The sequence below is a fragment of the Massilia eburnea genome (genome assembly GCF_009720745.1).
GTDB lineage: Bacteria > Pseudomonadota > Gammaproteobacteria > Burkholderiales > Burkholderiaceae_D > Rugamonas > Rugamonas eburnea.
Genome location: NZ_WNKX01000004.1, coordinates 260005 through 285347, shown reverse-complemented (window position 1 = coordinate 285347; position 25343 = coordinate 260005). Strand labels below are relative to the sequence as shown.

Genomic DNA, 25343 nt, shown 5'->3' with positions numbered 1-25343 from the left:
TTCCTTATGGGTTGGTGGTGAAAATTGTTCAGCGCATGGAGTCGTCGTGCGCTTCGTGCACTGGCTTTGTGCTCGATGCGCGCATGGCCGCCTGCACCTGCGCGTAATCAAGAACACGGCCGCCTTCACGCGCAGCGAAAGCCTGCGCATCCTGCTGGCGCGCGAAAGTACCGATCGTCGGCCCCATTGCCCCCTGGGCCCGGCTATCGAGCACATAAAAGGCAGTATTGGCAGCAATCCAATGGCCGCGCGGCCTGTTCCAGTCAGCCTGGCCCATGTCCTGCACGAAGCTGGCGCCGGCGTGCCGGACATCCGCGCCTTCAAACAGTTCAGCCAGGGTGCAGAAGTAATCGATGTGGCCATCCTTGAAGACTACTTGCGCCTTGGGACCGGGATAATCCTTGATGCTCATGCCGTCCAGCGCGCAGACTGCGTCGTCGCCCGGTTCCCCGGCGGCCAGTGAGCGCGCGGCATCGCCACAAGCGGCCAGCAACAGCAACGCAGTGATGGCGGCGGCATTGCGATTGAATGTCATTTGAATCTCCAGCTGGCAACGGCAAAGGGAACGGCGATCCAGGCCAGCATCACGCCAGCCAATAGCGCCGGGCTGGTCATCTGCTCCGGCATCACGGTGGCCAGGCCGTACAAGCCTTGCACCTGGTCGGAGCTGAAGATATTCAGCAGGCGGAATACGTCGGCAGGGTTCAGCATCAGCAAGGCCCCGAACACGCTGCTCCCAAGCGCGCCGTTGGACAGGACCAGGACGCCCATCAACACCATGTCGAAGACCAGCACGAACAGGAACCACAGCCCGATCGCCAGGCCGCTGGCGCCGATGCGGTTGCGCGCCAGCACGGACAGGCATAGGGACATGCTGAGGAAGGCCAGCCCGAGCAGGAGCGCGCTGCCGGCAAAGCTGAAGAAATGCATGGCGTCGCGCCCATCGAGCTCGTTCGACAGCGCCAGCAGGGCCGCCCCGAATCCCAGCGCGGTGGATACAGCCAGCGCTGCGGCGAGTCCAGCGAACTTCCCCAGCAGCAGTTCGAAGCGCGTGATCGGCATCGACAGCAACAGCTCCAGCGAACCGCGTTCGCGCTCGCCCACGATGGCGTCGTAGCCGAGCAGCAGCGCAATCAGCGGTACGAGGTAGGTGACAAGGCTGGAGAGGCTGACGATGGTGACGTCGATGCCGCGGTAACCCACACTGCCCTGCTGGGCCATGCCGAACCAGGCAATGGCTAGCGCGAACACGGCAAACACCAGCGCCACCGCCAGCACCCAGCGGTTGCGCAGGCGGTCGCGGAATTCACGGGCGGCGATGGTCCGGGCCGCCGACCAGTCAAGCTGCGCGCGCATGGCGGCCTCCCATGCCGAAGAACAGGTCTTCCAGCGACGGTTCGTGGATTGCCAGGTCGTCGATGGCATCGCCCAAAGTCGAAATCAACTGCAGCATCTGCATCTTCTGCCACGGCTCGCACGGCACGCGGATGCAGTCGCTCTCGACTTGCACGCGATGGCCGCGCAGCGCGGCGATCACGCGCCCGGCGCCGCCCGCACGCGCCACCAGGCGAAACTCCGCGGGCATGGCGGCGCCGGCGCGCAGCTGCGCCAGCGTACCCTGCGCGGCAATACGTCCCCCGCTCAGGATCACAAGTTCGTCCACGCGCTCCTGGATTTCCGCCAGGATGTGGGATGTGATGACGATGGTCGCCCCCTCGGCGCGCAGCTGGTGCAGGATGCGGTAAAAGTCGTGAATGCCGTCCGGATCGAGCCCATTGGTTGGCTCGTCCAGGAACACCAGTTCCGGCGCGCCAAGCAGCAGCTGGGCGAACCCCAGGCGCTGGCGCATGCCCTTGGAATAGCCGCCGACCCGGCGATCTGCTGCAGCCGACAGGCCGACACGCTCGAGCACATTGCCGCAGGCGCTGCGCGCTACCTTTTTCAGGTCGGCGAACAGGTGCAGCAGCTCCATGCCGGTCAGGTTGTCGTAGGCGACGAAGCTCTCAGGCAGGTAGCCAATCCTGCGCCGAACGTCGCGGAAGGCGCCGTCACCGGTGCGGACGCCGCAGATGCGCACCTCGCCGGCAGTCGGCTCCAGCAAGCCAAGCATCATCTTGAACAAGGTGCTCTTGCCGGCGCCGTTATGTCCGATCAGGCCGACCATGCGGCCGCGCCCCACCGCCAGGTCGACTCCATCGACCGCCTGCAGCGCGCCATAGCGCTTGCCCACGGAGCGCAAGTCAATCAGCTTGTCGTCCATGCCATTTCCTCCAATCTGTGTGCCACGGCTGCATGCGCGGGTGCTTGTCGACCACGCTTGGCGCGCGCAGCAATGGGAATTGCCGCGACACGAAGCGCAGCGTTTGTACGGACGGACTGCTAAGCAGGAGCTTGAGCAGCGGGTATTGCCAGTGCAGGCGGTCTACCACGTCGTTGGCCTGGTACAGCACGTCGCCGTAGCCATCGTTGTCCTGGTCCCAGCCGCTGTAATTGCTCCAGTAATTGCCCTGGCTGCGGCCCCACTCCACGTCCTTCGAGGCTACGAACTTGACCTGCTCGGCGTTGTGGATAAAGTCGTTTCCATCCACTGCGTTATTGCTCGATCCGGCCGTCAGGTGCACACCGGTGCGGTTGCCGATCACCAGGTTGCCGCGCAAGGTATTAAATTCGGCGTCATAAATGAAGAAGCCTCGCCCGTTGCCGGCCACGATATTGTTTTCGATAACCGAGTCCTGGATCGTGCGCAGCATGATGCCGTGGTCCTCGTTTCCCCAGGCGACGTTGTTGCGCACGGTCAGGTTGCGTACTTCCATCAGCGCCAGGCCGCCGCGGCTTTGCCGCACGGTGTTACCTTCCCACGTACTGTCGTGGGTGTTCATGTAGTGCGTACCGTAGCGCACGTCGTGTATTTCGTTGCCGCGGAAGGTGGCATGACGCGAATAATCGACGTAAATGCCATCGCGCACGTAGCTGATGGTGTTGCCGATCACCTGGGTGTCGTCGGTGTTGTAGACCTGGATGCCGTTGCCGCGCATTTGCGACATCATGTCGCGCCGGCCGACCACCAGGTTGTCCTGCAGGAGCGCGCCACGCGACTGCTCGACCCAGATGCCGAACAGGTTGGTCACCAGGTCGCAGTTGGCGATGACGATGCGGTGGGAACCCGGCATGACGTAGATGCCGGCATTCTGCGCGCCCAGGTCGGTGCCGCTATCGCGCACGATCAGGCCGCGGATCGCCACGTCCTGCGCCTTCACGCGGATAACATCGCCCGCATGGCCGGCGGCGATGGTCGGCTTGCCCACACCTTCCAGCTGCAGCGGCTTGTCGATCACCAGGCGTTCGTTGTACGTGCCAGCCATCACTTGCACGGTGTCGCCGGCATGCGCCTGGCGAATGGCCTCGGCAATCGATTCGCCGGGATGCACCTGCCGCACGTAGGCCTGCCCGGGCGGCGCCAGGATCGCGGCCAGTACGGCCGCGCAAACCCTGAGAACACTCATGGCTTTACCCTGCCTTCCTTTTCAGCTCATTGCGCAGTGTTTCCAGCGGAATGAAGTAGCCGCGCTCATTGATCGGCGTCAGCGGCTGGCCATTCTTCTCGCGCGTCTTGCGCTCCTTGGCCAGCGGCGGGCAGGCATGGTCGTCGTAGTACATCACCATGCAGTCCAGGCAAAGCAGGCATTCCTTCTGGTCGATTCGGCCCTGTGCGTCGATGGCGTGCGAGCCGCAACCCTTGGCGCAGGCGGTGCAGGTCACGCATTCCTGCTTGCGTTTCAGTCCGAACAGGCGGAAAAAGCTCGGCACAGCCAAGCCCGCGCCCAGCGGACAAATGTATTTGCAATACGGACGCTCGCTCAGGATCGAGATGCCAAGGATGACCGCGACGAAAGCGGCGAACGGCCAGCCGCGATTCAGCAAGCCCACCAGGAAGGTGGTCTTGAATGGCTCAATCTCCGCCAGGTGCTCGGCCAGTTCCATCGAATAGAAGGACACCCCTACCAGCACCGCAAATACGCCGTACTTCACCCATTTCAGCTTGTCGTGCACGCGTTTTGGCAGCAGCCCCTGGAAGCGCCCCAGGCCGATCAGCGTGCCGGCCTTATATGCAAGGTGCTGCAGCGAGCCGAAAGGGCACAGCCAGCCGCAGAACAGGCCGCGGCCCCACAGCACCACGGTGACTACCATGAACCACCAGAAGATGAAGATGAACGGGTCGGACAGGAACAGTTCCCACTTCCATTGGTAAATCAGCGAGTGGAACCACGTCATCACCTGCGTGATCGATGGCTGCGCCTTCAGGTACAGGCCAAAGAAGCCGACCGCGGTCGCCCACAGGACGGTGCGCGGAACGCTGATCAGCGGCTTGCTCTTGCGGCTGGATGCGCGCACCAGGCGGTCGCGCTGAGCGTACAGGCCTGCGGTGGCGAGCAGCAACAGCACGAACAAGGCGATCTCGCCCTTGCGTGCCAGCCAGGCGGACTTCCACGCCGGCACCGGACGCTCCACTTTCGGGCGGCCCCCTTCCAGGTAGCGGGCCGGCGTCCAGTACTCTTCATCGAAGTGCACGAAAACCTTGCTGTGGGTCTGCATGTCCAGCTTATTGGCCAGCAGGCTCAATTGCCACGGCCAGGCCGGGTTGAAATTGGCCGAACGGACAATGAAGATCGCGGATTCCTGGTATTCCGGCGTATCGGCCGGCTCCAGGTGGTAGAGGTTACGGTAATCGGTATCGCGGAAGGTAAAGCGGTCGGCATCCTGCCGCACCTGGATGCGGTCATAGATACCGCCGCGCACAAAGCCGGAGCCCTTGAACGATTCCACGCCGGTGCCAATGATGAAGATCGCGTGCTCGTCTTCTTTCAGGTCCTGCATCAGGCTCGCGTAATTGCGTTCGCCGAGCAGGCTGATGCCGACGGTCGGCACGTTCAGGTAGCCGAAATGCAGGTCCATATATGGCTTGCCGCTCGACGGCAAGCCGACATCCGCGCCTTCTACGCGCAAGTGCTGGACCGCGCCCTCCTTCACGAGCGCGGCCCAGTCCAGACGTTCACGCAGCGGCGTGAAATGGGCGCGCGGTTTGACCATCCCCTTGAAGATGCCCACCTGCTTGCCGATTTCATACGCGCTTTGCGCAATGGTCTGGTTCTCGGCTATGGCAGTCACGGTGGCCCCGCTGATCGCATCAAGATCACCACCATCACGTCCAAGGCCGAGTTCCAGCTTGGCGTCGCCGGGTTTGCCGAAGTACTGTTTGACGAACTTCGTCAGCACAGTCTCGGGGATGCCCGCCAACAAAATCGGTTCGGAGTGCTTCAGGATGCGCACCCCGCTGATCAAACCTTTGATATCCATGCCGATCAAGGTGACGACCGGCTTGCCTGAGTAGGCGGGAATATCCACCACGTCCGTAGACAGGAAGACATAGCCCACCAGCTGCTGCTTGCCCTGCTCCAGCGCGTAGCCTTCGACATAGGCCGGCGCGCCTTTGCGCTTGGAGAACACCGTGGCGGCAGGCAGCACGTCGCTGCATGGCGCTTCGGCACACAAATCGGGGCCACTCATCAACGCCGGCGTGAGCACGGTGTCGTACATCGAAGTGGCCGAGGCGGGCGCCGCGCACGCTAACGCAAGCAGCGCCCCAAGCAGGGTAATCAGACGATACAGCATGGATTCACCACCCTTGCGGGCTTATGCCTCCACCAGGAAGCGGCTGCGCATTTCCAGGTGCAGCGCGTGGCAGAAGTGCGTGCAGTACATCCAGAACGCACCGGCATGGTCAGCCTTGAAGGTGACCGATTTGGTCTCCTGCGGGTTGACGATGAAGTTGATGTTGAAGGTCGGTATCGCGCAGCCGTGCGTCAAGTCTTCCACTTTGTCGTGATTGGTCAGCGTGATTGTGACTTCGTCGCCCTTCTTCACCTTGATGACCGGCATGCTGAAGGCAGGCGCCTGGGACATCAGGCGCACATGCACCTTGTTGCCCTTGCGCTCAATACCGGCATTATCCGCCGTCACCTTGTTCGGGAAGTCATCCAGGTTGTAAATCTGGCGCGTCTTCACGATATCGCGGCGCATGATGATCGCGTCGTGTGGTTCCGGATAGGCGGTGTGGTCCGAGACGATCGTCATCTTGTCGCCAGTGATGTCGATCAGCTGCTCGGTTTCACTGTGCAGCGGACCGACCGGCAGGAAGCGGTCCTTGGAGAACTTGTTACCGGAGTTGAAGTACTTGCCGTCCGCTTCTTTCGTCTCGCCCATCGAAGCGTAGCCGTGGCCCGGCTGATAGTGCACGTCCACGCGGTCCAGCACGACCTTGACCGATTTGTCGCCTTTGAACTGCGCGATCGCCGCAGCCACGTTCCACTTGACGATCTGGCTGTCCAGGAACAGGGTGGTGAAGGCATTGCCCTTGCCGTCGAACGCGGTATGCAATGGACCCAGGCCGATTTCCGGTTCCGCCACGACTGCATCTCGCTCTGTTTTCAGTTCGCCATCGAACCACTTGGCTACCAGGGCCACTTCGATCACGGTGGCCGTTGGCGACAGCTTGCCCGAGCAGACCATGTATTTGCCGTCCGGCGAAGCGTTCACACCGTGCGGGTTCTTGCCGACTGGGACATAGCAGGTCACCGAAGTCTTCGGATCCGCATTGGCAGCCTTGCGGCCGTCAACCACCGGCACTTTCGAGGAACCGATAGTGGTGAACTTGCCAGCCTTGATCGCGGCTTCGATTCGCGCCACGTCGAAAAACACGCAGGCATCGCGCTCGGCGGCCATCATGCCCGCCTGGTCGGCGGCGTTCTCGGTGTTGTACTGGTTGGAGCAAGCGAAGCGGCCGTCGTAGGAAGTGGCCACCAGGTCCATATTGCCGTCCACGCGCACTTGCCAGCGCACGGCCATGGTTTCCGCATCCACGCAGGTGAACAGGGAACCCCACTTGGATGGGTCATCCAGGTCGCGGCCATCGTTCGGGAACGGGATGGCGAATTCTGCGCCGCAGAAGACGCGGGTGGTGTGGTTGATCGCCTTGTCGACCGGATCGCACTTGTCCGGGAAGGTGCCGTGGAAGCCCATCACGTTCGGCAGTTCGGTGATCTTGTCGCATTCCATCGTATCCATGCGGATGCGGGCCAGGCGCGAGTTGATCTTGTCGTTGACCCACAGGTAGCGGCCATCGTAGGTGCCGTCCTTGTAGGAGCCGTGCACGTGGTGGGTGTCGCCGGTGGTGTATTTCAGGCTGCCGTCAGGCTTGGTGCCGAGGATGGCCTTGGACTCGTTGGTGATACCCCAACCCACCATAGGATCCATATTGAACACAGGGATGCGGCGCAAGGTGCGCCCGGAAGGAATGCCGATGATGCGCGCCTCGCCGGAGTGGCCGCCGCTGGAAAACAGGTAATAGTCGTCCAGCTGGCCCGGCTCCACATGCGCCTTGCTGGCACCGTGGGATTTGCCCGCCGCAGCCGCCGCCGATGCCGAAGCAGAACCAGGCGCCCCCGCACCGTTCTCCTTGCATCCCGCCAGCACGCCGGCGCCTGCAAGGCCCAGCACCGCACTCTTACCCAGGAATCGACGACGGCTGTTCGTTTGCACGTCGTTTACCTCGTTATCGCTACCCATGTTTCAATACTCCTACTCTGTGTTATTCCAGTGCAGGACTGTACGTAGTTTGCGAAAAAATTAAATTGATACAGGTCAAGTGCAATGAAATACCTACTTTCATGCGTGGCGGCCTTGCTGGCTATGTGCAGCACCATGGCGGCGCAGCTTCCTTCTTTGCAGGTCATTGAATCCGCGTCGCATGCGCAGAACGGCGTATCCATCACGTTCGGACAAGTGTTCGGCAAAGGCGACGTCAAGGCTGGCCAATCGATAACGGCCAACTTGAATGGCGTCCCCGTGCCGCTGCAGGCCGACATCAAGGCCACGCACGACGACGGCTCGCTGCGGCATGCCGTGCTCACCGCCGTGTTGCCGAAGCTGGCCGCAGGCGAAGCGGCTGTCCTGCAATTGGCGCCGGCGCCAGCACCAGCCCCTGCCAGCTACGCCCGGCCCGACGCACTGTTGGCTAGCGGTTTCCACGCCGTGGTCAATCTCAACATCGGCGGCGCCACCTACAGTGCGGATGCGGCCCGGCTGATGGCCAGCAAGCCTTATACAACCTGGCTGTCCGGGCCACTGGTCAACGAATGGCAAGTGGCCGGTCCCCTGACTGCGAACGGGGCACCCCACCCGCAGCTGTATGCGCGCTTCGCCATCCGCAGCTATGCGCCCGCGCCGGGTAGCGTGACCGGTCCGGTACGCGTCGACGTGACCGTAGAAAACAGCTGGGCCTATGAACCAGGCCCGAAAAACATCAACTACGACGCCGAAATCCTGTTGAACGAACATGTGGTGTACCGCCAGAAGGCCCTCACCCACTTCCACCACGCCCGCTGGCGCAAAGTGTTCTGGATCGGGGCGGAACCCAAGGTCGATGTGAAGTACGACATCGCATACCTGCTTGGCACCGGCGCCCTGCCCAATTACGACCGCAGTGTCGTTCCCTCGCAGACAGGGCTGGCAAAGCTGAAGGCCGAGTGGGAAGCCGCCGACCGCAGCCCCATGTCCATGCCGCTGGTGAACAAGACCATGCCGGCGCCCGGTGGCCGTCCCGATATCGGCCTGCAGCACGCCTGGGCCGCGCTCTATCTTCTCAGCATGGATCCTCGCGCGCGCCAGGTCACGCTAGGCCTGGGCGACCTGGCCGGCAGCTGGCCGGTGCATTACCGCGACAAGAATACCGACCAGGTGGTGTCGATTGTGGACTACCCCTACATACGCGATTTTCGCATCGGCAGCGACAGCATCAATCCGGTCACCAAACGGAGCGAGGACATGCCGCGTTGCCCGCCGACCGACAAAGCCAACTGCGAAACGCCCTACACACCCGATACGGCGCACCAGCCGTCCTTCTCCTACCTGCCCTACCTGCTCACGGGAGACACTTACCACCTTGAGGAACTGCTGTTCTGGGCCAACTGGAACCTGGTGGGTATGAATCCACATTACCGAGCATTTGAAAAAGGACTGGTGTACGACAACCAGGTGCGTGGCCAGGCCTGGGACATGCGCACCTTGGGCCACGCTGCCTACATCACGCCTGACGCGCATCCGATGAAGGCTTATTTCACGCAGATCCTGACGGAGAACCTGAACTACTACGCAGCCTTTGCCGGCGGCGCAGGCAACCAGCTGGGCTTCATCGACGGCCACCTGGGCTACGCGCTAGGATACGACGGCCCTACCGGCCCGAAAACGGGCATCGCGCCTTGGATGGATGATTTTTTCACTTCCACCATGGGGCATCTGCATGAGATGGGATTTGCCGGCGCCGCGCCTATCCTGGCGTGGAAGGCGCGCTTTCCGATCGGCCGCATGATGGCCGACGGCTATTGCTGGATCGACGGTTCAATTTATGCGCTGATGGTGCGGCCAGCGCCTACCATGCCTTACTTCGAAAGCTTTGCCAAAGCCTACCAGGCGACCATGCGCAACAAGGACGGCACGCCCATGATCAACAGCACCGGGGCGCGCTACCTGGACCAGCCCTGCGGCAGCCAGCGGCAAGCCGACTGGCGCACCCAATGGGATAAAGATAACAGGACACAGCGCCCGCCCTGGCTTGCGGGAGAAATGACAGGCTACGCTGCGTCACCGGAAGGATTCCCGGCCCATATGCAGCCCGCCTTGGCCGTGGCCGCCGCCACAGGCCTGCCCAACGCTCGCGAAGCCTGGAACCGCTTCATCAAACGCCCGGTCAAGCCCGATTATAGCGAGCACCCCCAGTTCGCGATCGTGCCTCGCTGAAGCACGCCTTGCGCCTGGGCGGGCCTCAGGCCGCCGCCTGCGACTGCGTGTATAACGCTACCTGCGCCGCCAGCGCCTTCTGGTATGCGGGACGCGCCAGGCAACGCCGCTGATAGGCCTCCACTGCAGGGAATTGCTCACGCAGCCCGGTATCGTCCAGAAGGCGCAGCACCGTGCACATGATGATGTCGGCAACGCTGAACTGGCCCGCCAGGAACTCCCGTCCGGACAGCCAGGCGTCCAGGCTGCCCAGCCGCAGCTTCACCATATCTTCCAGCATCGGGCGGCGCTGCTCGGTCCACGCCTCGCCAGCATGGAAGACCGTCAGTTCGGCCAGGCCGGCGACATAGGGTTCGACCGAGTTGAGTGCCGCGTACAGCCACATTTCGGCGCACTGCGCGGCTGCAGTATCAGGCAAGCGCAGGCCCGGCAGCTTGTCGCCCAGATGGCGCAGGATGGCGCCGGATTCGAATATCGCCTGCTCGCCATCCAGCAGCACCGGCACCTGGCCGAAAGGCTGCTGCTGGCGATAAGCGTGTGAATTCCTTTCTTCCGGTCCGACGGTGCGCACGGCATATGGCTGGCCTGCCTCCTCGAAAGCCCAGCGAACACGCAGGTCGCGTACATAGCCAACGGCGAAATCGGGAACGGCGCGCAAGGTAACCAGGGTATACATGTTTGTCTCCTTAGGTTTGGGTGGGTACATGCGGCCAGATTACGGGCTTACATAATATGTTCAAGAACATATTTTGAATCGGACGCATAATGCAAACCGAGGAGGAAATGGCAATGCCTTACACCGCAGAGCACAAGGAGCGCACCCGCGCCAAGATCGTCGAGTCAGCCCGCAAGCTGTTCAACCGGCACGGTTTCGAGCAGGTCTCGATCGAGGCCATCATGTCCGAAGCCGGCCTGACGCGCGGCGGCTTCTACAATCATTTTGAAAGCAAGGATGACCTGTACGCGGCCGCTGTGGCGAGCTTCAGCAGCTGCAACCCATTCCGCAAAGATGTCGAGGCCTCGCCCACGCGCGACGCACGTGAACTGGCGCGCCGCCTGGTCAACCTCTACCTGAGCGACCAGGTGCTGGAAGATGTCGACAACCACTGTCCGCTGTACGCCTTGCCGGGCGACGTGGCGCGCGCCGGCCTGTCCCCGCAAAAAGCCTACACGGACTTGATCCGCAACCTCACCCTCGTCTACCAGCACGCACTGAAGGAGTTCAGCGATGGCGAGCAGCGCGCGCAAGCCATCGTGTCGCTCTGCGTCGGCGGCATGGTGCTGGCCCGCACCACCGACGACGCTACGCTGCGCCACACCCTGCGCGACGCGGCACGGCGGCAAGCCTTGCAACTGCTGGGCGCGAATTAAGGATTGATTTCGGTGCCCAACAGCTTGAGGAACTGCGCCATCCATTGCGGATGCGCAGGCCAGGCTGGCGCCGTGACGAAATTGCCATCCGTGACCGCCTGGTCCATTTCCACCGAGACGTATTCGCCGCCTGCCGACCGCACTTCCGGCGCGCAGGCAGGATATGCCGAGATGCGCTTACCCTTGATCACATCGGCCGCCGTCAGGATTTGCGCGCCGTGGCAGATCGCAGCAATCGGCTTGCCCGATTTGGCGAATTCCTGCACCGTTTCCAGCACACGCGGATTGAGCCGCAAGTATTCCGGCGCGCGGCCGCCTGCGATCACCAGCGCATCGTAAGCCGAAGCGCGCGTTTCATCAAAGCTCGCGTTCAGCGCAAACTGGTGGCCCGGCTTTTCGGTATAGGTCTGGTCGCCTTCAAAGTCATGGATCGCGGTCTTGATCTTCTCGCCCGCCTTCTTGCCGGGACAAACCGCATGCACCGTATGCCCAACCATTTGCAGCGCCTGGAACGGCACCATGGTTTCGTAGTCTTCCGCAAAATCACCCGTCAAAAACAGGATCTTCTTGATGGCCATTCCGATCTCCTTGTTCAAACTTGCATGACGAAATGCGCTCACGATGCTGCGCGCGATTAAGGAGAATAGCATTGCTCGCCGGCGGGCGCCGCCAATGGCGCGTATGATTGAGATACCTCCTTTTACGCCACAGGCATATTGTGTTGAAAATCGGCTTCCTGCTGCCGCCGGGCTTCCAGATCATGGGCCTGGCCGCCGCCTCCGCGTTCGAACTGGCCAACACCACAGCACGCGAGCGCCTGTATGACATCGGCTTCTTTTCCGCACCGGGCGGCCCGGTCGTCAACTCATTCGGCGCGGCAGTAGAAACCCAGGCGCTTGCCCGGCGGCGGCTGGACACACTGATCGTCTGCGGCCTGGTTTCCCCCGCTCCTACCGACAGGCAGACGCTCGACCGGCTGCGATCTGCCTCCAGGCTGGCCCGCCGCACGGCATCTGTTTGCACTGGAACGTTCCTGCTCGGCGAAGCGGGACTGATCGATGGCCGTCATGTAACAACGCACTGGCTGTTCGCGCGCCAGCTCCAGCAGCAATTCCCGGCAGCGAAAGTCGACTCGGACCGCATCTTCATCAACGACGGCTCGATCTGGACTTCCGCCGGCATGAGCACCGGCATCGACCTTGCACTCGGCCTGATCGAAGCGGATTACGGCGCCGAACTTGCAGCAGCCGTTGCCAAGAAACTGGTGGTCCATCATCGCCGCGCCGGCGGCCAGTCGCAGCATTCCACGCTGCTGCAGCTCGGTGCAAAGTCCGACCGCATCCAGCGCGTACTTAAATACGCGCGCAACAACCTCGGGTCGGTGCTGTCGGTCGCGGAATTGGCCGCTGTCGCCCATCTCAGCCCTCGCCAGTTCAGCCGCGCCTTTACGACCGAGACGGGCCAGCCGCCAGCCAAGGCAATCGAGCACCTTCGCCTGGAAGCCGCCCGCCTGATGACCGAGCAAAGCCGCCACACCATCGAAGAAATCGCTCAAGAAACAGGTTTCATCGATACGGAACGCATGCGGCGCGCCTTCCTGCGCGCCTACGGCCAGCCGCCGCAAGTACTGCGTCGTATGGCCAGAATGTCTTAAAAGGAGGTAATTCCGACGTTTACGCCATCCACTGCGGCTCCTATATTGAAGGCATCTCGAACCAATCACCAAGGATCATCAAGATGTCCGCACTCAAGAAATCGATCGTGGCCGCCGCAAGCGCCCTTGCATTAGCCAGCGCCACCGCCCAGGAAGTCAGCTACCTGAAGCTCGACCCAGATATCACACTACGCCGAATGGTCGTCAAGAATCCCGCCGCAAAGGGGACAGTACTGTTCCTGCACGGCTTCCCGGAAACCATGCTGACCTGGCGCGACCTCGCACTGGACCTTGGCGCGGATTACGAGGTTCACACCTTTGACTGGCCAGGCTATGGCCAATCGTCCCGTCCATCCGCCGACAAGTTCGCCTATGCGCCACGCGACTACGCGCAGGTGCTCAAGGCCTACATCGACAAGGCAGGCATCGATCGGTCCAGGCTAGTCATCTATGCAACCGACGTCGGTGCATTGCCCTCCCTTTTGCTCGCCCTGGAGCAGCCGGATATCGCAAAGAAAATCATCGTCGGCGATTTCGCCCCATTCGACCGGCCGGATTACATGTCCGACCGCCTGCGCAGCCTGAAAGCAGCGCAGACCGCAGAAGCGACCCGCAACGCGATCAACCAGAACCGGGGGGAGATCGTCGAAAATGCCTTCCGCCGTGGGCTGGAGGCCAGTGAGCAATTCGACGTTCCCGCAGACTTCAAGAAAGACATGCTGGACGGCTGGACACAAGGCAGCGTGAGCACCGGCGACGCCTTCTACCATTACTACTCGCACTTCACGCGCGACCAGCAATATTTCGAAGCCAACCTGCTGCGCCTGAAGACGCCGGTGCAGATTGTCTGGGGCGAAAAAGACCTCTACATCGACAAGAAAATGGGCGAAGAATTCGCTGCCAAATCAGGCAAGCCTCTCACGGTCCTGCCCAACCTTGGCCACTATCCCCACCTGCAAGCGCCACGGCAGACCAGCCGCGAGATTCGCGCAGCGCTTAAATCGGGCGATTGATGGTCCACATGACGCTGGCGATTTTCCACCGATCGTCAGCGACTTTCATCATTTGCCATGTTTCGATACCGTAGTTCTGGGTTTTCCCGTTGACGACGAATTCGTAGTCGAACATCACCCAAGCCACATTCTTGTCCTGGGTGATGTTCACGTTATAGAACTTCTCTTCCACCTGGTCCCTGGTGGTACCGATAAAGCGCGCGAAATCCGAATAGCCGCCAGAGCGCAGCCCATCGAAGTTCACATCGACCTTGTCGCGCAGCATGGCAATAGCATCCGGCGCAGTCGGCGCATCGAACAGGATGTTCGAGTGCAGCACCAGGGTTGACAGCAATTTCGAGTCCTTGGTCTTGATCGCGTTCCCGAAGTCTGCGACTACTTTGTTGATGGCAGCTGTGTCCTGCTGGGTCGAAGTATGTTTGCCGATATAGGCCGGCGGATTCTCCGCCGCCATCCCCACTCCGCTGCACAACAGTGCGGATGCACAAGCCAGGCCAATAACGATAAGACGCATCGATGAAATCTCCGTTAAGTTGTTGATAGCGGCCCTCATCTTAGGAGCGGATGCAAAGATAGGTAAAGCTACTTCAACACTTCGATTGCATCATCCATCACAACGCCCTGAAGTTGGCCAAGCCATTGATCAAACCAGGGCTTATGCGAGACGCCGACGATGGTCAGCACGCGCGCGCCCGGCCGCTCGCGGAAGGTCTCGCGGATATTCGCCACCATGCGCAGGTTGCGGATCTCCCAGCCGCCTACCCACATCTGCGGGTACGTGTCAGCCGATTTGGCCCGCATAGGCCCTACGATATTTCCTTCTGCGTGAATGCGCGAGCTTTCCGGAGAATTGATGAAGCGGTAAAGCGGCAACGCGTCCGCCGCCAGCACCATTTTCTTTTCGCGCTCCACGTTAGCCATCATCTCACCATTGCCGAGGGCCCATGCGCCTTCGAGTGACTTGACGAACGCCTTGGTATCCTGGATGTCGAGATTGTCGCCGGTATGATTATCGACAGCGTAGACCCGCTGCAGGCCAAGCCGCGCAGCGAGAGGCGCAGCGATCAGGCTGTCCTCGCTCTTGCGCTTCTCAAGCTTCTCCAGCATTGCCACCAGTGCTGCATCCAGACTATCTCCAGGCCGGCGCTCCGCAGCCGGCAGCTGCAGCCATTGCACCAGCGCGGATGCCGGCTCGTTCGCAGCCATGAAGGCCGCTGCCAGGCGCCGGCGCTGCGTTGCCGATGGCTGTGCGGGCCATGCCTTGAGCGTCTTGCGCACTTCCGCCAGCGCTGCCGGGATATCCAGTCCCGTCGCTGTCTGCGCGGCATCCGTTTTGGCACACCAGCCAGGCCCGTATTTCGACGGATGCCGCGCAACCAGGTCACAATCCTCACCAGGCTCGCTTTCAATGGTGATGATATCGGGCTTATACGCGGCAAGCCGATCGATCAAGCCGCCCAGCGAAGACGGATCGAAGTTTGCAGGCGTTTCCCTTAAATGGACCGTGCCCAGGACCAGCACATGGGACTTAGGCCCCGCCATGCCCTCATCGAGCTTCGTCAGATCAACCTGTGCCTGCGCAACCAGCGGTGCAGCTGCAAGAACTCCCCAAGCCACCCTCGTCCAGATTTCCATGTCACTCCCTGTGTATTGATAGGAGAGCCGATTTTATGTGCGCACGCGCGCGATTTCGGCAAGAATCCGACAGGCTGCAGGATTTTGCGCATGAATCGCGCGGTTCGCGCCGCAGAGACCGCCGCAGTCCCGAGACACAGGAGTCAAATCTTGATTATCGTGTCGCTATAAGACACTAATTGGGGATCGTGAGTCATCAAACGCCTCGGTTCGATGAGCGCTTGCGCCACAAGCATGCGATCAAACGGATCGTGGTGAATCGGAGCCAATTGCTCAACTGCGTTGGCATGTTCTGCCTCAATGGCGAGAAAGCGAAAACCCGATTCGCGGAAATAGCGTACCGCATCGCCGCTCGACACTGGCACGTCACCGCGACCCAATGCGAATTTAATCGCGATCTCCCAAACTGAAGCAATACTGATCCATACCGTAGCTTTGGGCGACACGATGAGATCGCGGGCTGCTTTGGATAACCTCGGGCTATCGGTAATCGCCCATAACGCTACATGCGTATCCAGAAGCAAGTTCATGTTGGATTACCGGTGAAGAACAGCCGTGCAACTTCATCGTTATGTGCATCAATATCATCCGGTACTTCAAACTTCCCTTTCGCAACACCGATTCGCTTGGCCGCTGGACTTGACTCGATCGGTACGAGCTTCGCGGCAGGCCGCCCATTGCGTGCAATCACTACTTCCCGCGCGGTTCCTTGCTCAATGGCTTCTACCAGGCGCGACAGCGAAGACTTCGCTTCAAGCATATTGACCGTTTTCATGCCGTTTTCTCCAAGGACCATGATTTAGTCTAGTCTAGCCAGGCCCAAAAAACAAAAAGACCTGCAGCGCGAGGCTTGCAGGTCTTTCGCAGGATATTGGTAGGCCCTCGCGGAGTCGAACCGCGCACCAAAGGATTATGAGTCCTCTGCTCTAACCAAGCATGAGCTAAGGGCCCTGAGACCCGGCAGGATAGGGCCAGCGGCCCCATCCGTCAAGTTTAGTTACCTTCCAGGAAACTCTTCAGCTTGTCGGAGCGCGATGGGTGGCGCAGTTTGCGCAGTGCCTTGGCTTCGATCTGGCGGATACGTTCGCGGGTCACGTCGAACTGTTTGCCGACCTCTTCCAGCGTGTGGTCGGTGGACATTTCGATACCGAAACGCATGCGCAGCACCTTGGCTTCGCGCGGGGTCAGCGAATCCAGCACATCCTTCACGACACCGCGCATCGAGGCATGCAGCGCTGCGTCCGAAGGCGCCAGCGTATTGTTGTCCTCGATGAAGTCGCCCAGATGGGAATCGTCGTCGTCACCGATCGGCGTTTCCATCGAGATCGGCTCTTTCGCGATCTTCATGATCTTGCGGATCTTATCCTCCGGCATTTCCATCTTGATCGCCAGGGTTGCCGGATCCGGCTCGGCGCCGGTTTCCTGCAGGATCTGGCGTGAGATCCGGTTCATCTTGTTGATCGTTTCGATCATGTGCACCGGAATACGGATGGTACGTGCCTGGTCGGCGATGGAACGCGTGATCGCCTGGCGGATCCACCACGTTGCGTACGTGGAGAACTTGTAGCCGCGACGGTACTCGAACTTGTCCACCGCCTTCATCAGGCCGATATTGCCTTCCTGGATCAGGTCCAGGAATTGCAGGCCGCGGTTGGTGTACTTCTTCGCGATCGAAATCACCAGACGCAGGTTAGCCTCGGTCATTTCACGCTTGGCCTTGCGCGCCTTCATTTCACCGGCCGCCATCTGGCGGTTGATGTTGCGCAGGTCCGGCAGCGGCAGCACGACGCGCGCTTGCAGGTCGATCAGGCGCTGCTGCAGTTCCTTGATGGTCGGGATGTTGCGGCCCAGGATCGCGCTGTAAGCGTGGCCTGCGGCGACTTCGCCATCCACCCATTCCAGGTTGGTTTCGTTGCCCGGGAAGACCTTGATGAAGTGGGCGCGCGGCATGCCGCACTTATTCACCGCCACGTCGAGGATCTGCTTCTCGATATGGCGCACTTCATCCACCTGGCCGCGCAGGGTGTCGCACAGCTTCTCCACCACCTTGGCGGTGAAGCGGATGCCCAGCAGCTCGGCCGAAATCGATTCCTGCGCCTTCAGGTAGGCTTTGGAGTTGTAGCCATCCTTCTCGAAGGCCTTGCGCATGCGCTCGAACTGGTTGGCGATGCTGTCGAATTTGTCGAGGGAAGCCTGCTTCATGGCCTCCAGCTGCTCCGCGGTGTAGCCGGCTGCGGCGCCGCTTGCGCTGGGCGCTTCTTCCTCTTCTTCGTCTTCCTCTTCTTCCTCGTCCTCGTCTTCTTCCTCTTCATCGGAGGCGGCAGGGGCAGCGGCGGCGGCTTCCTCTTCCTGGTCGACCAGGCCATCGACGATCTCGTCGATCTTGATCTCGTCGATGCGGATGCGTTCGGAGGTGGCGAGGATCTCGGCGATCGTCACCGGGCAGGCGGAAATCGCCTGGATCATGTCGCGCAGGCCGTCTTCGATACGCTTGGCGATTTCGATCTCGCCTTCGCGGGTCAGCAGCTCGACCGAACCCATTTCACGCATATACATGCGGACCGGGTCGGTGGTGCGGCCGAAGTCGGAATCGACGGTGGACAGCGCGGCTTCCGCTGCGGCTTCGGCTTCGTCGTCGCTGGTGACAGTGGCGACGTTATCCGACAGCAGCAGGGTCTCGGCATCAGGCGCGTGTTCGTACACGGCGATGCCCATGTCATTGAAGGTGCCGATAATGCCTTCGATCGCTTCCGGATCGACGATATTTTCCGGCAGGTGGTCGTTGATTTCAGCGTACGTAAGGAAACCGCGCTCCTTGCCGAACTTGATCAGCGTTTTGAGCTTCTGGCGGCGGCGTTCGAGTTCCTCTTCGGTCGCTTCGGTATCGGACGAGAACGCATCTTTCAGCAATGCCTTTTCCTTGGCCTTGCGGTCCTTGGCTTTCGCCTTGTCTGCAGCCTTCAATTCGGCACGCTCAACAGCGTTCAGTGCTGCAACCTCGTCGTTTTCCGGAGTGAATTCCTTCGGCTTGCGGCCACGGCGGCCCGGCACCTTGACGGTCGGCAGCACGTATCCGGAAGTATCGATGGCAGCCAGGGCGGCTGCGTCCGTTGTCTGACTAACCACCGGCGGTGCCTTGGTGACGCGAGTAGCCGGCTTATCAGCCGACTTCGTCGCAGGCTTGGCGGTCACTTTGCGAGGCTTTTCAGCCGCTTTGGTTTCAGGTTTCTTTGCTGGCACAGGCGCTTTCGGGAATAGTTAAGTCCACTACAAACCGCAACAACTACTACTGTAACTTACTGAAAACAAACGAAAAAACAGACCCGCTAAATATTGCAATATTTAGCATTTTATTATAGCACGCCACTTTACAATTACCAGACGGGAAGGGTTGCGTGCGCCGGGGCAATTACCTCGGACTTAATTCGGCTTCAGCTTCCTTCCGCAGTTGATCTTGCTTGGCGGTAATTTCGCGGTAGCGTACACCAATTTCCTCGGAAGACAAACCGGCTGTAAACAGCTGGTCCAGCTCCTGTTTTAAAGCATCCATCTTCAAGTGGCGCACGGTTGCCAACAGCCACAGGCGCTCACCTTCCAGGTCCGGTTCCGGTGCCGCGGCGATCTCGCCGATCAACGCATCGTAATCGCTGCCGGTTTCTTTTACCAGTTGGCAAAAAGCGGCAAAACTGCCCTGCTCGCCCAGCGATTGCGCCTGCACCATCAGCCACACCAGTCGCTCGGCGGCCTCCTGGCCGAAGTGGCTGAAGGCCAGCAGCGCCTCATCGTCCAGCTCCAGCGCCAGGGTCGGGTGGGTCAGCACCACGCGGATCAGCTTCAACTCCAGCCCAACCGGCTGCTCGCGCCGGCTTTTCGGCGGCGCCTTCTTATTTGCCGCCACCGGTTTGGCCAGCTCGAACAGCTGCTCAATCTCGCCCGGCGTGCTCTGCGTCATGGTCGCCAGGCCGCGTACGATTTGCAGGCGCAGCGAAGTGGGCGGCATCGCCTGCAGCAGCGGCTTGGCGTCGAACTGCACGCGGGCACGGCCTTCCGGCGATGTTAAATCGTGCTCGCCTGCAGCCTCGCGCAGCAGGAACTGCGACAGCGGCATGGCTTCATGCACCTGCTGCTCGAATGCCTGGGCGCCATATTCGCGGATATAGCTGTCCGGGTCGTGCTCGGCCGGCAGGAACAGGAACTTGATCGTCTTGTCGTCCGACACGTGCGGCAGGCAGGCTTCCAGCGCGCGCCTCGCAGCGCGGCGGCCGGCCTTGTCGCCGTCGAAGCTGAAGATCACGTTGTCGGTTTGACGCAACAACTTATGGACGTGGGTCGTGGTGCAGGCGGTTCCCAGCGTCGCGACCGCCTGGGGAAAGCCCATCTGGGCCAGCGCCACCACGTCCATATAGCCTTCCGTCACCAGCACATAACCCGCATCGCGGATCGCCTGGCGCGCCTCGAACAAGCCATACAGCTCCGAGCCCTTTGAAAATAAAGGCGTTTCCGGAGAATTCAAGTACTTAGGTTCGCCCTGGTCCATGATGCGGCCGCCGAAAGCGATCACCTGGCCCTTGGTATTGCGGATAGGGAACATTACCCGCTCGCGGAAGCGATCGTAGCGCTTGGTGCGCTTGCCGTCCTCATCCACGTTCTGGATGATCAGGCCAGCTTCCACCAGGACCGGGTTTTCATAATCAGGGAAGACGGCTTTCAAGCTGTCCCAGCCGCTTGGCGAATAGCCGAGGGCGAAGCGGGCCGCGATTTCGCCAGTCAGGCCGCGGCCTTTCAGGTAAGCGATGGCCTGTGGCGCCTTACGCAGCTCAGCCCGGTAGAACTCATTGGCCTTGGACATGGCATCCGACAGCGCCATCGATTGCTGCTGCTGGGCTGCACGCTGGGCCGGCGGGATCTTGTCGTCCTGCTCGGGCACCACCATGCCGACATTCTGGGCCAGGTCCTTGACCGCATCCACAAAGCCCATGCCCGAATACTCGATCAGGAAACCAATCGCGGTCCCGTGGGCGCCGCAGCCAAAGCAGTGATAGAACTGCTTGGTCGGGCTAACAGTGAAGCTCGGGGACTTTTCGCTATGGAAGGGGCACAGGCCCTGGTAATTGGCGCCGCCCTTTTTCAGCTGGACGTAGCGGCCCACCACATCGACGATATCGACACGGTTAAGCAGATCGGCAATGAAAGACTGTGGAATCACGAGGCTGAACGGTATTTGTTATAAATCAGACTATACCGCCGCGCGCGCGATGCGTTTGATCCACATCAACACCCGCGGCCCACGATATGGCTGAGCCAGGTAAAAAAAGGGGACGTACCCCTTTTTCTCGAAAAAGGGGTACGTCCCCTTTTTCTTGACCTGACTGGGCTGTTGATTATGCCGGGGCGAGGGCCTTTTTGACCAGTGCGGAGACCACGGTCATGTCGGCGCGGCCTGCCAGCTTTGGCTTGACGATGGCCATCACCTTGCCCATGTCTTGCGGGCCGGCGGCGCCGGAGGCGGCCACCGCTGCCTGCACTTCGGCGGCGATCTCTTCGTCGGACAGGCCGGCGGGCATGTATGCCACCAGCACGGCCAGCTCGGCCTTTTCGATGTCGGCCAGGTCGGTGCGGCCGCCGGCTTCGAACTGGGTGATCGAGTCCTTGCGCTGCTTGATCATCTTTTCAACGATGGCCACGGTCTGGGCGTCGTTGACTTCAATCTGCTCGTCCACTTCCTTGCGCTTGATCTCGGCCAGGATCAGGCGGATGGTCGCCAGCTTGCCGGCTTCCTTGGCGCGCATGGCGGCTTTCATGTCATCAGTAATCTGGGCTTTCAGGCTCATAGCTACCTCAAAAGTGTGCGTGGAAAAAGGAAAACCCGCTGCGGTTCAGACCGGAGCGGGTTGAAACTCTGGCGTGGGCATCCGTGGCGATCGTGCGCCTGCAAGAATGCCCAACGAGAGCTGAATTAGTACAGCTTCTTAGGCAGTTGCTGGCTGCGGATGCGCTTGTAGTGACGCTTCACGGCAGCTGCCAGCTTGCGCTTGCGCTCTGCGGTTGGCTTTTCGTAGAACTCGCGTGCGCGCAGTTCGGTCAGCAGACCGGTCTTTTCGATGGTGCGCTTGAAGCGACGCATTGCGACTTCGAACGGCTCGTTTTCTTTAAGGCGGATAGTAGTCATGTAAAAATTCAAACCGTTAGGGTTCAGGAAAGACAGCGATATTAGCAGCTTTTGCTCAAAAATGGAAGAGACAATAGACGCCAAACCGGCCTCGCAGGCGGCTCCGAAGGGAAATATCGACGTCGTTTCGCGGGCAATCTTTCAGCCCAGCTAACATCATGAATCCGGCGAAAAATGCGTTGCCGGGAATCGCATGATATCAGATTGCGAGGCCAGCAGCCACTCCAGATGCCCAGGCCCACTGGAAGTTGTAGCCGCCGAGCCACCCCGTCACGTCCACCGTTTCACCAATAAAGTAAAGGCCGGGCACATTCTTGCATTCCATCGATTGCTGGGACAGCTCGTGCGTGTCCACCCCGCCGCGCGTGACTTCGGCCTTGCGGTAGCCTTCCGAGCCATTCGGGGTGATGGTCCATTGGTTCACTGCCCGGCCCAGCTTGCGCAGGGTGTCGTCTTTCATGTCAGCAATACGCGCCTCGGGGTCGAGGCCTTGCATTTGCAACAAGCCTTCGGCCAGGCGGGTCGGCATCCATTGCGACAGCAGGTTGCCCAGCTGCTTCTTCAGGGTGCCCTTGCCTTCGATCAGGGTTTGCGCCAGGTCCATCTCCGGCAGCAGGTTGATGGTGATCGAGGTGCCGGGCAGCCAGAACGAGGAAATCTGCAGGATGGCCGGGCCGCTCAGGCCGCGGTGGGTGAACAGCAGGTCTTCGCGGAAGCGGGCGCCGGTCGGGTTGCGGCCTTTCAGCGAGCCGGTCTCCACGTCCACTTCCAGCGACACGCCGGCCAGCGGCACGAACGGAGCCCACTCCTGGGCGTCGAAAGTCAACGGCACCAGCGCGGGGCGCGGCTCCACCAGCTTGAGGCCGAAGTGTTTTGCCACTCGGTAGCCGAAATCGGTCGCGCCGATTTTCGGGATCGACAGGCCGCCCGTCGCCACCACCACCGCCCCGGCGTGGATCTCGCCGTCGTCAGTCTGCAGCACAAAACCAGCGCCATTCTGCGCCACGGCCTGCACCTTGCTCGGCATGCGCCAATGCACGCCGCCATCAGCGCACTCATCGCGCAGCATATCGATGATCTGCTCCGCCGAGTCGTCGCAGAACAGCTGTCCTTTGTGCTTTTCGTGGAAACCGATACGGTGCTTCTTCACCATCGCCAGGAAATCCTGCGGCGTGAAGCGCGACAGCGCGCTCTTGGCGAAATGCGGATTCTCGGAGAGGAAGTTGGCGGGGCCGGCGTTAATATTAGTGAAGTTGCAACGGCCACCGCCGGAGATGCGGATTTTTTCCGCCAGCTTCGCGGCGTGGTCGAGCAGCACTACGCGCTTGCCGCGCTTACCGGCCGTCGCTGCGCACATCATGCCCGCCGCGCCCGCGCCGATCACCGCTACATCGTACTGATTTGCCATGTCCTGCCGCCCTGCCCCGAGACCAAACCCACCATTTTACAGGAGGGCGGCGCCGGCGGCGAGCGAGCGGGCGACCTGTTTGCAGTGGGCGACTTGCTGGGCGATTGAATCCGGCACGGGAATGTCGCCGCGCAGCACGGCCTGGATCCAGGCTGCCGTGGCCTCGGCACTTTTATCTTCCGGCAGCGCGGGCAGCTTTTCGACCAGGGTCTGCTTCTCGACCAGCACGGTGCGCTCGCCGTCGTGGAACCAGTCGATCTTCTGCGCCTTATTGGCGTTGGCGACGGTCTCGCCTTCCGTGCCGCGCATCAGGAAGGCGTGGCCTTTGTTCAGCGTGAAGAATTGGCCCAGCGACTCCAGGTACTCGGGGTGGGTATAGGACACCAGCCGCAGCGCCGGCCCCGCAAACGGCTGCATGATCTTCACCAGCGTATGCATGGAGTTGCGCACGCCGAGGATGCGGCGCAGCGACAGCATCCACGCCAGCCGCGGCGCCAGCGCGTCGATGGTCATGAAAGCGACGCGCTCCTTGACCAGCGCAGCTTCGGCCGCCGCGTGGTCCGGCGCAGCGTGCACGCCAAGCGCCTCGAACACTTCGGCGGTGGCGACGCGGCCCGCGTCGTGCGCCACGCCGTGCACCAGCACCGGCACGCCTTCACGCGCCAGCAGCAACGCCAGCAGCGCAGTCAGGTTCGCCATCTTGCGGGCGCCGTTATAACTCGGGATCGCCACCGGCGCGAACTCGCCGGCAGGAACGCGCAGCTTGTCGAACGAGGCTTCGGATGCTTCCAGGAAGCCCTCCAGTTCCTCCACCGATTCGCCCTTGATGCGCATCGACAGCAGGATGCCGCCCAGCTCAAGGTCCGATACGCGGCCGTCGAGAATGGCGCTCCATAATTCGCGCGCCTGCTCGCGGTCCATGCTGCGGGCGCCTTTCGCGCCCCGGCCGATCTCCTTGATGTACGGAGCGGCTTGGAAAGGTTGTTTGGTCGTCATCCTGCCAGTTTACGGCATTTCGGCTACACTGTTAGATCCCCCAAGCAGAAACAGAGTGAATAGCAGACTGATCATGATTGCCCAAAACCTTGAAAACATTAACGTTACTTCGTTCGCATCCATGCCCACCCCTGAGGAGCTGCATGCGAAACTGCCGCTGACCGACAAGGCTTCCGACACCGTCACCAAGGGCCGCGCCGACCTGCGCGCCATCCTGGAACGCAAGGACAAGCGCCTGTTCGTCGTGGTGGGTCCTTGCTCCATCCACGACCCGGTGGCGGGCCTGGACTATGCGCGCCGCCTGTTGGCGCTGCAGGAAGAAGTCAAGGACACCATGCTGCTGGTAATGCGCGTGTATTTCGAGAAGCCGCGCACCACCACCGGCTGGAAGGGTTATATCAACGATCCGTATATGGACGACTCGTTCCGCGTCGACGTCGGCATGGAAAAGGCGCGCCAGTTCCTGCTGGACGTGTGCGAACTGGGCCTGCCGACCGCCACCGAGGCGCTGGATCCGATCTCGCCGCAGTACCTGGGCGACCTGATCGCCTGGACTGCCATCGGCGCGCGCACCACCGAATCGCAGACACACCGCGAAATGTCGTCGGGCCTGTCGACGCCTGTGGGCTTCAAGAACGGTACGGACGGCGATATCGGCATTGCGATCAACGCCATCCTGTCGGCGGCGAATCCGCACGCCTTCCTGGGTATTAACAGCCAGGGTAATGTGTCTGTCGTGCGCACGCGGGGCAATCCGCATGGCCACGTGGTGCTGCGCGGGGGCGACGGCCGGCCTAACTATGATTCCGTGTCGGTGGCAATCGCGGAACAATCGCTGCAGAAGGCCAAGCTGCCGGCCAATATCGTGATCGACTGCTCGCATGCCAACTCGTACAAGAAGCCGGAACTGCAGCCGCTGGTGATGACCGACGTGGTCAACCAGATCGTGCACGGCAATCAGTCGGTGGTGGGGGTGATGATCGAGTCGAATATCGTGGCGGGCAACCAGAAGATTCCTTTGGACCTGTCCGAGCTCAAATACGGCTGTTCGGTGACGGATGCTTGCATTGATTGGGAGACCACCGTGCATATGCTGAAGGAAGCGGATCGCGAGCTGCGGGCTCGCCCTTAAACCGGTAAACCTGTGTCAGACCCACACGGTCTGACACCCGGCACGCGGCGGTCGCATGCCGGGTGCCTGCCCCTGCGGGCCAGGCGGGGCGGCCATCCGACTGGGTTACCGGT

General features: G+C 61.2%; 23 protein-coding genes and 1 tRNA gene. 5 read left to right on the top strand and 19 right to left on the bottom strand.

Annotated elements, in window-relative coordinates; translation table 11 throughout:
• Nucleotides 1–28: 28 nt before the first annotated feature.
• The 6 genes from GM658_RS07460 to nosZ are packed head-to-tail and all read right to left on the bottom strand — an operon-like array spanning nt 29 to nt 7623.
• Entirely contained in the window at nt 29–535 is a 507-nt protein-coding gene (locus tag GM658_RS07460; RefSeq protein ID WP_155453370.1) for a nitrous oxide reductase accessory protein NosL, read from the bottom strand.
• Nucleotides 532–1356 (bottom strand): ABC transporter permease, encoded by an 825-nt coding sequence (locus GM658_RS07455; protein WP_155453369.1) that lies wholly within the window; start codon nt 1354–1356, stop codon nt 532–534. The genes GM658_RS07460 and GM658_RS07455 overlap by 4 nt, the downstream gene beginning before the upstream one ends.
• Entirely contained in the window at nt 1340–2260 is a 921-nt protein-coding gene (locus tag GM658_RS07450) for an ABC transporter ATP-binding protein (RefSeq protein ID WP_155453368.1), read from the bottom strand. Before GM658_RS07450 ends, GM658_RS07455 begins: the two co-directional genes overlap by 17 nt.
• On the bottom strand, nt 2241–3503 hold the full coding sequence (locus GM658_RS07445; protein WP_155453367.1) for a nitrous oxide reductase family maturation protein NosD: 1263 nt from the start codon (nt 3501–3503) through the stop codon (nt 2241–2243). The genes GM658_RS07450 and GM658_RS07445 overlap by 20 nt, the downstream gene beginning before the upstream one ends.
• Before the next feature lie 4 nt (nt 3504–3507).
• Nucleotides 3508–5670, bottom strand: coding sequence for a 4Fe-4S binding protein (locus GM658_RS07440; RefSeq protein ID WP_155453366.1), 2163 nt, complete (start codon nt 5668–5670; stop codon nt 3508–3510).
• Nucleotides 5671–5691: 21 nt separating this feature from the next.
• Nucleotides 5692–7623 carry a TAT-dependent nitrous-oxide reductase gene (gene nosZ / locus GM658_RS07435; RefSeq protein ID WP_155453365.1) on the bottom strand — a complete coding sequence of 644 codons (1932 nt, stop codon included), beginning with the start codon at nt 7621–7623 and terminating at the stop codon, nt 5692–5694.
• Nucleotides 7624–7707: 84 nt separating this feature from the next.
• Here nosZ and GM658_RS07430 point away from each other — a divergent pair, with 84 nt between their 5' ends.
• Nucleotides 7708–9852: a hypothetical protein gene (locus GM658_RS07430; protein WP_155453364.1), complete on the top strand. Its 2145-nt coding sequence runs from the start codon at nt 7708–7710 to the stop codon at nt 9850–9852.
• A gap of 25 nt (nt 9853–9877) precedes the next feature.
• Here GM658_RS07430 and GM658_RS07425 read toward each other — a convergent pair whose 3' ends face one another.
• Nucleotides 9878–10528, bottom strand: coding sequence for a glutathione S-transferase family protein (locus tag GM658_RS07425; protein WP_155453363.1), 651 nt, complete (start codon nt 10526–10528; stop codon nt 9878–9880).
• Between the two features lie 113 nt (nt 10529–10641).
• On the opposite strand from GM658_RS07425, the gene GM658_RS07420 reads away from it, so the two are divergent.
• Nucleotides 10642–11223, top strand: a complete 582-nt coding sequence (locus GM658_RS07420) for a TetR/AcrR family transcriptional regulator (protein ID WP_170298717.1) — start codon at nt 10642–10644, stop codon at nt 11221–11223.
• Here GM658_RS07420 and GM658_RS07415 read toward each other — a convergent pair.
• Nucleotides 11220–11801, bottom strand: a complete 582-nt coding sequence (locus GM658_RS07415) for a DJ-1/PfpI family protein (RefSeq protein ID WP_155453361.1) — start codon at nt 11799–11801, stop codon at nt 11220–11222. The two genes, GM658_RS07420 and GM658_RS07415, sit on opposite strands and share 4 nt — an antisense overlap.
• A 140-nt stretch (nt 11802–11941) precedes the next feature.
• Between GM658_RS07415 and GM658_RS07410 the strand changes: the two genes are divergently transcribed.
• Complete coding sequence (locus GM658_RS07410) at nt 11942–12877, top strand: GlxA family transcriptional regulator (RefSeq protein ID WP_170298716.1); 936 nt, start codon at nt 11942–11944, stop codon at nt 12875–12877.
• Nucleotides 12878–12960: 83 nt separating this feature from the next.
• A complete protein-coding gene (locus tag GM658_RS07405; RefSeq protein ID WP_155453360.1) occupies nt 12961–13890 on the top strand; it encodes an alpha/beta fold hydrolase in 930 nt (309 codons plus the stop codon).
• On the opposite strand, the gene GM658_RS07400 is transcribed toward GM658_RS07405, so the two are convergent.
• The 11 genes from GM658_RS07400 to ybiB form a co-directional block, all read right to left on the bottom strand.
• Entirely contained in the window at nt 13874–14404 is a 531-nt protein-coding gene (locus tag GM658_RS07400) for a Cif family virulence factor (protein ID WP_155453359.1), read from the bottom strand. The two genes, GM658_RS07405 and GM658_RS07400, sit on opposite strands and share 17 nt — an antisense overlap.
• A 68-nt stretch (nt 14405–14472) precedes the next feature.
• Nucleotides 14473–15525 carry a DUF5694 domain-containing protein gene (locus GM658_RS07395; RefSeq protein ID WP_155453358.1) on the bottom strand — a complete coding sequence of 351 codons (1053 nt, stop codon included), beginning with the start codon at nt 15523–15525 and terminating at the stop codon, nt 14473–14475.
• Between the two features lie 143 nt (nt 15526–15668).
• Nucleotides 15669–16055, bottom strand: a complete 387-nt coding sequence (locus tag GM658_RS07390; protein WP_155453357.1) for a type II toxin-antitoxin system VapC family toxin — start codon at nt 16053–16055, stop codon at nt 15669–15671.
• Entirely contained in the window at nt 16052–16300 is a 249-nt protein-coding gene (locus tag GM658_RS07385) for a type II toxin-antitoxin system Phd/YefM family antitoxin (protein ID WP_155453356.1), read from the bottom strand. The genes GM658_RS07390 and GM658_RS07385 overlap by 4 nt, the downstream gene beginning before the upstream one ends.
• A 97-nt stretch (nt 16301–16397) precedes the next feature.
• Nucleotides 16398–16476 (bottom strand) — tRNA-Ile (locus GM658_RS07380).
• A gap of 42 nt (nt 16477–16518) precedes the next feature.
• Nucleotides 16519–18765 carry an RNA polymerase sigma factor RpoD gene (gene rpoD / locus GM658_RS07375; protein WP_170298715.1) on the bottom strand — a complete coding sequence of 749 codons (2247 nt, stop codon included), beginning with the start codon at nt 18763–18765 and terminating at the stop codon, nt 16519–16521.
• A gap of 169 nt (nt 18766–18934) precedes the next feature.
• On the bottom strand, nt 18935–20731 hold the full coding sequence (dnaG, locus tag GM658_RS07370; RefSeq protein ID WP_170298714.1) for a DNA primase: 1797 nt from the start codon (nt 20729–20731) through the stop codon (nt 18935–18937).
• A 175-nt stretch (nt 20732–20906) separates the two neighbouring features.
• Entirely contained in the window at nt 20907–21356 is a 450-nt protein-coding gene (locus tag GM658_RS07365; RefSeq protein WP_155453355.1) for a GatB/YqeY domain-containing protein, read from the bottom strand.
• A 125-nt stretch (nt 21357–21481) separates the two neighbouring features.
• Nucleotides 21482–21694 carry a 30S ribosomal protein S21 gene (gene rpsU, locus GM658_RS07360; RefSeq protein ID WP_005665410.1) on the bottom strand — a complete coding sequence of 71 codons (213 nt, stop codon included), beginning with the start codon at nt 21692–21694 and terminating at the stop codon, nt 21482–21484.
• Between the two features lie 199 nt (nt 21695–21893).
• Nucleotides 21894–23102 (bottom strand): BaiN/RdsA family NAD(P)/FAD-dependent oxidoreductase, encoded by a 1209-nt coding sequence (locus GM658_RS07355; RefSeq protein WP_155453354.1) that lies wholly within the window; start codon nt 23100–23102, stop codon nt 21894–21896.
• Between the two features lie 36 nt (nt 23103–23138).
• Nucleotides 23139–24098: a DNA-binding protein YbiB gene (gene ybiB / locus GM658_RS07350; protein WP_155453353.1), complete on the bottom strand. Its 960-nt coding sequence runs from the start codon at nt 24096–24098 to the stop codon at nt 23139–23141.
• Between the two features lie 73 nt (nt 24099–24171).
• Between ybiB and GM658_RS07345 the strand changes: the two genes are divergently transcribed.
• Nucleotides 24172–25230 carry a 3-deoxy-7-phosphoheptulonate synthase gene (locus tag GM658_RS07345; protein WP_155453352.1) on the top strand — a complete coding sequence of 353 codons (1059 nt, stop codon included), beginning with the start codon at nt 24172–24174 and terminating at the stop codon, nt 25228–25230.
• The last annotated feature ends 113 nt before the right edge of the window (nt 25231–25343 follow it).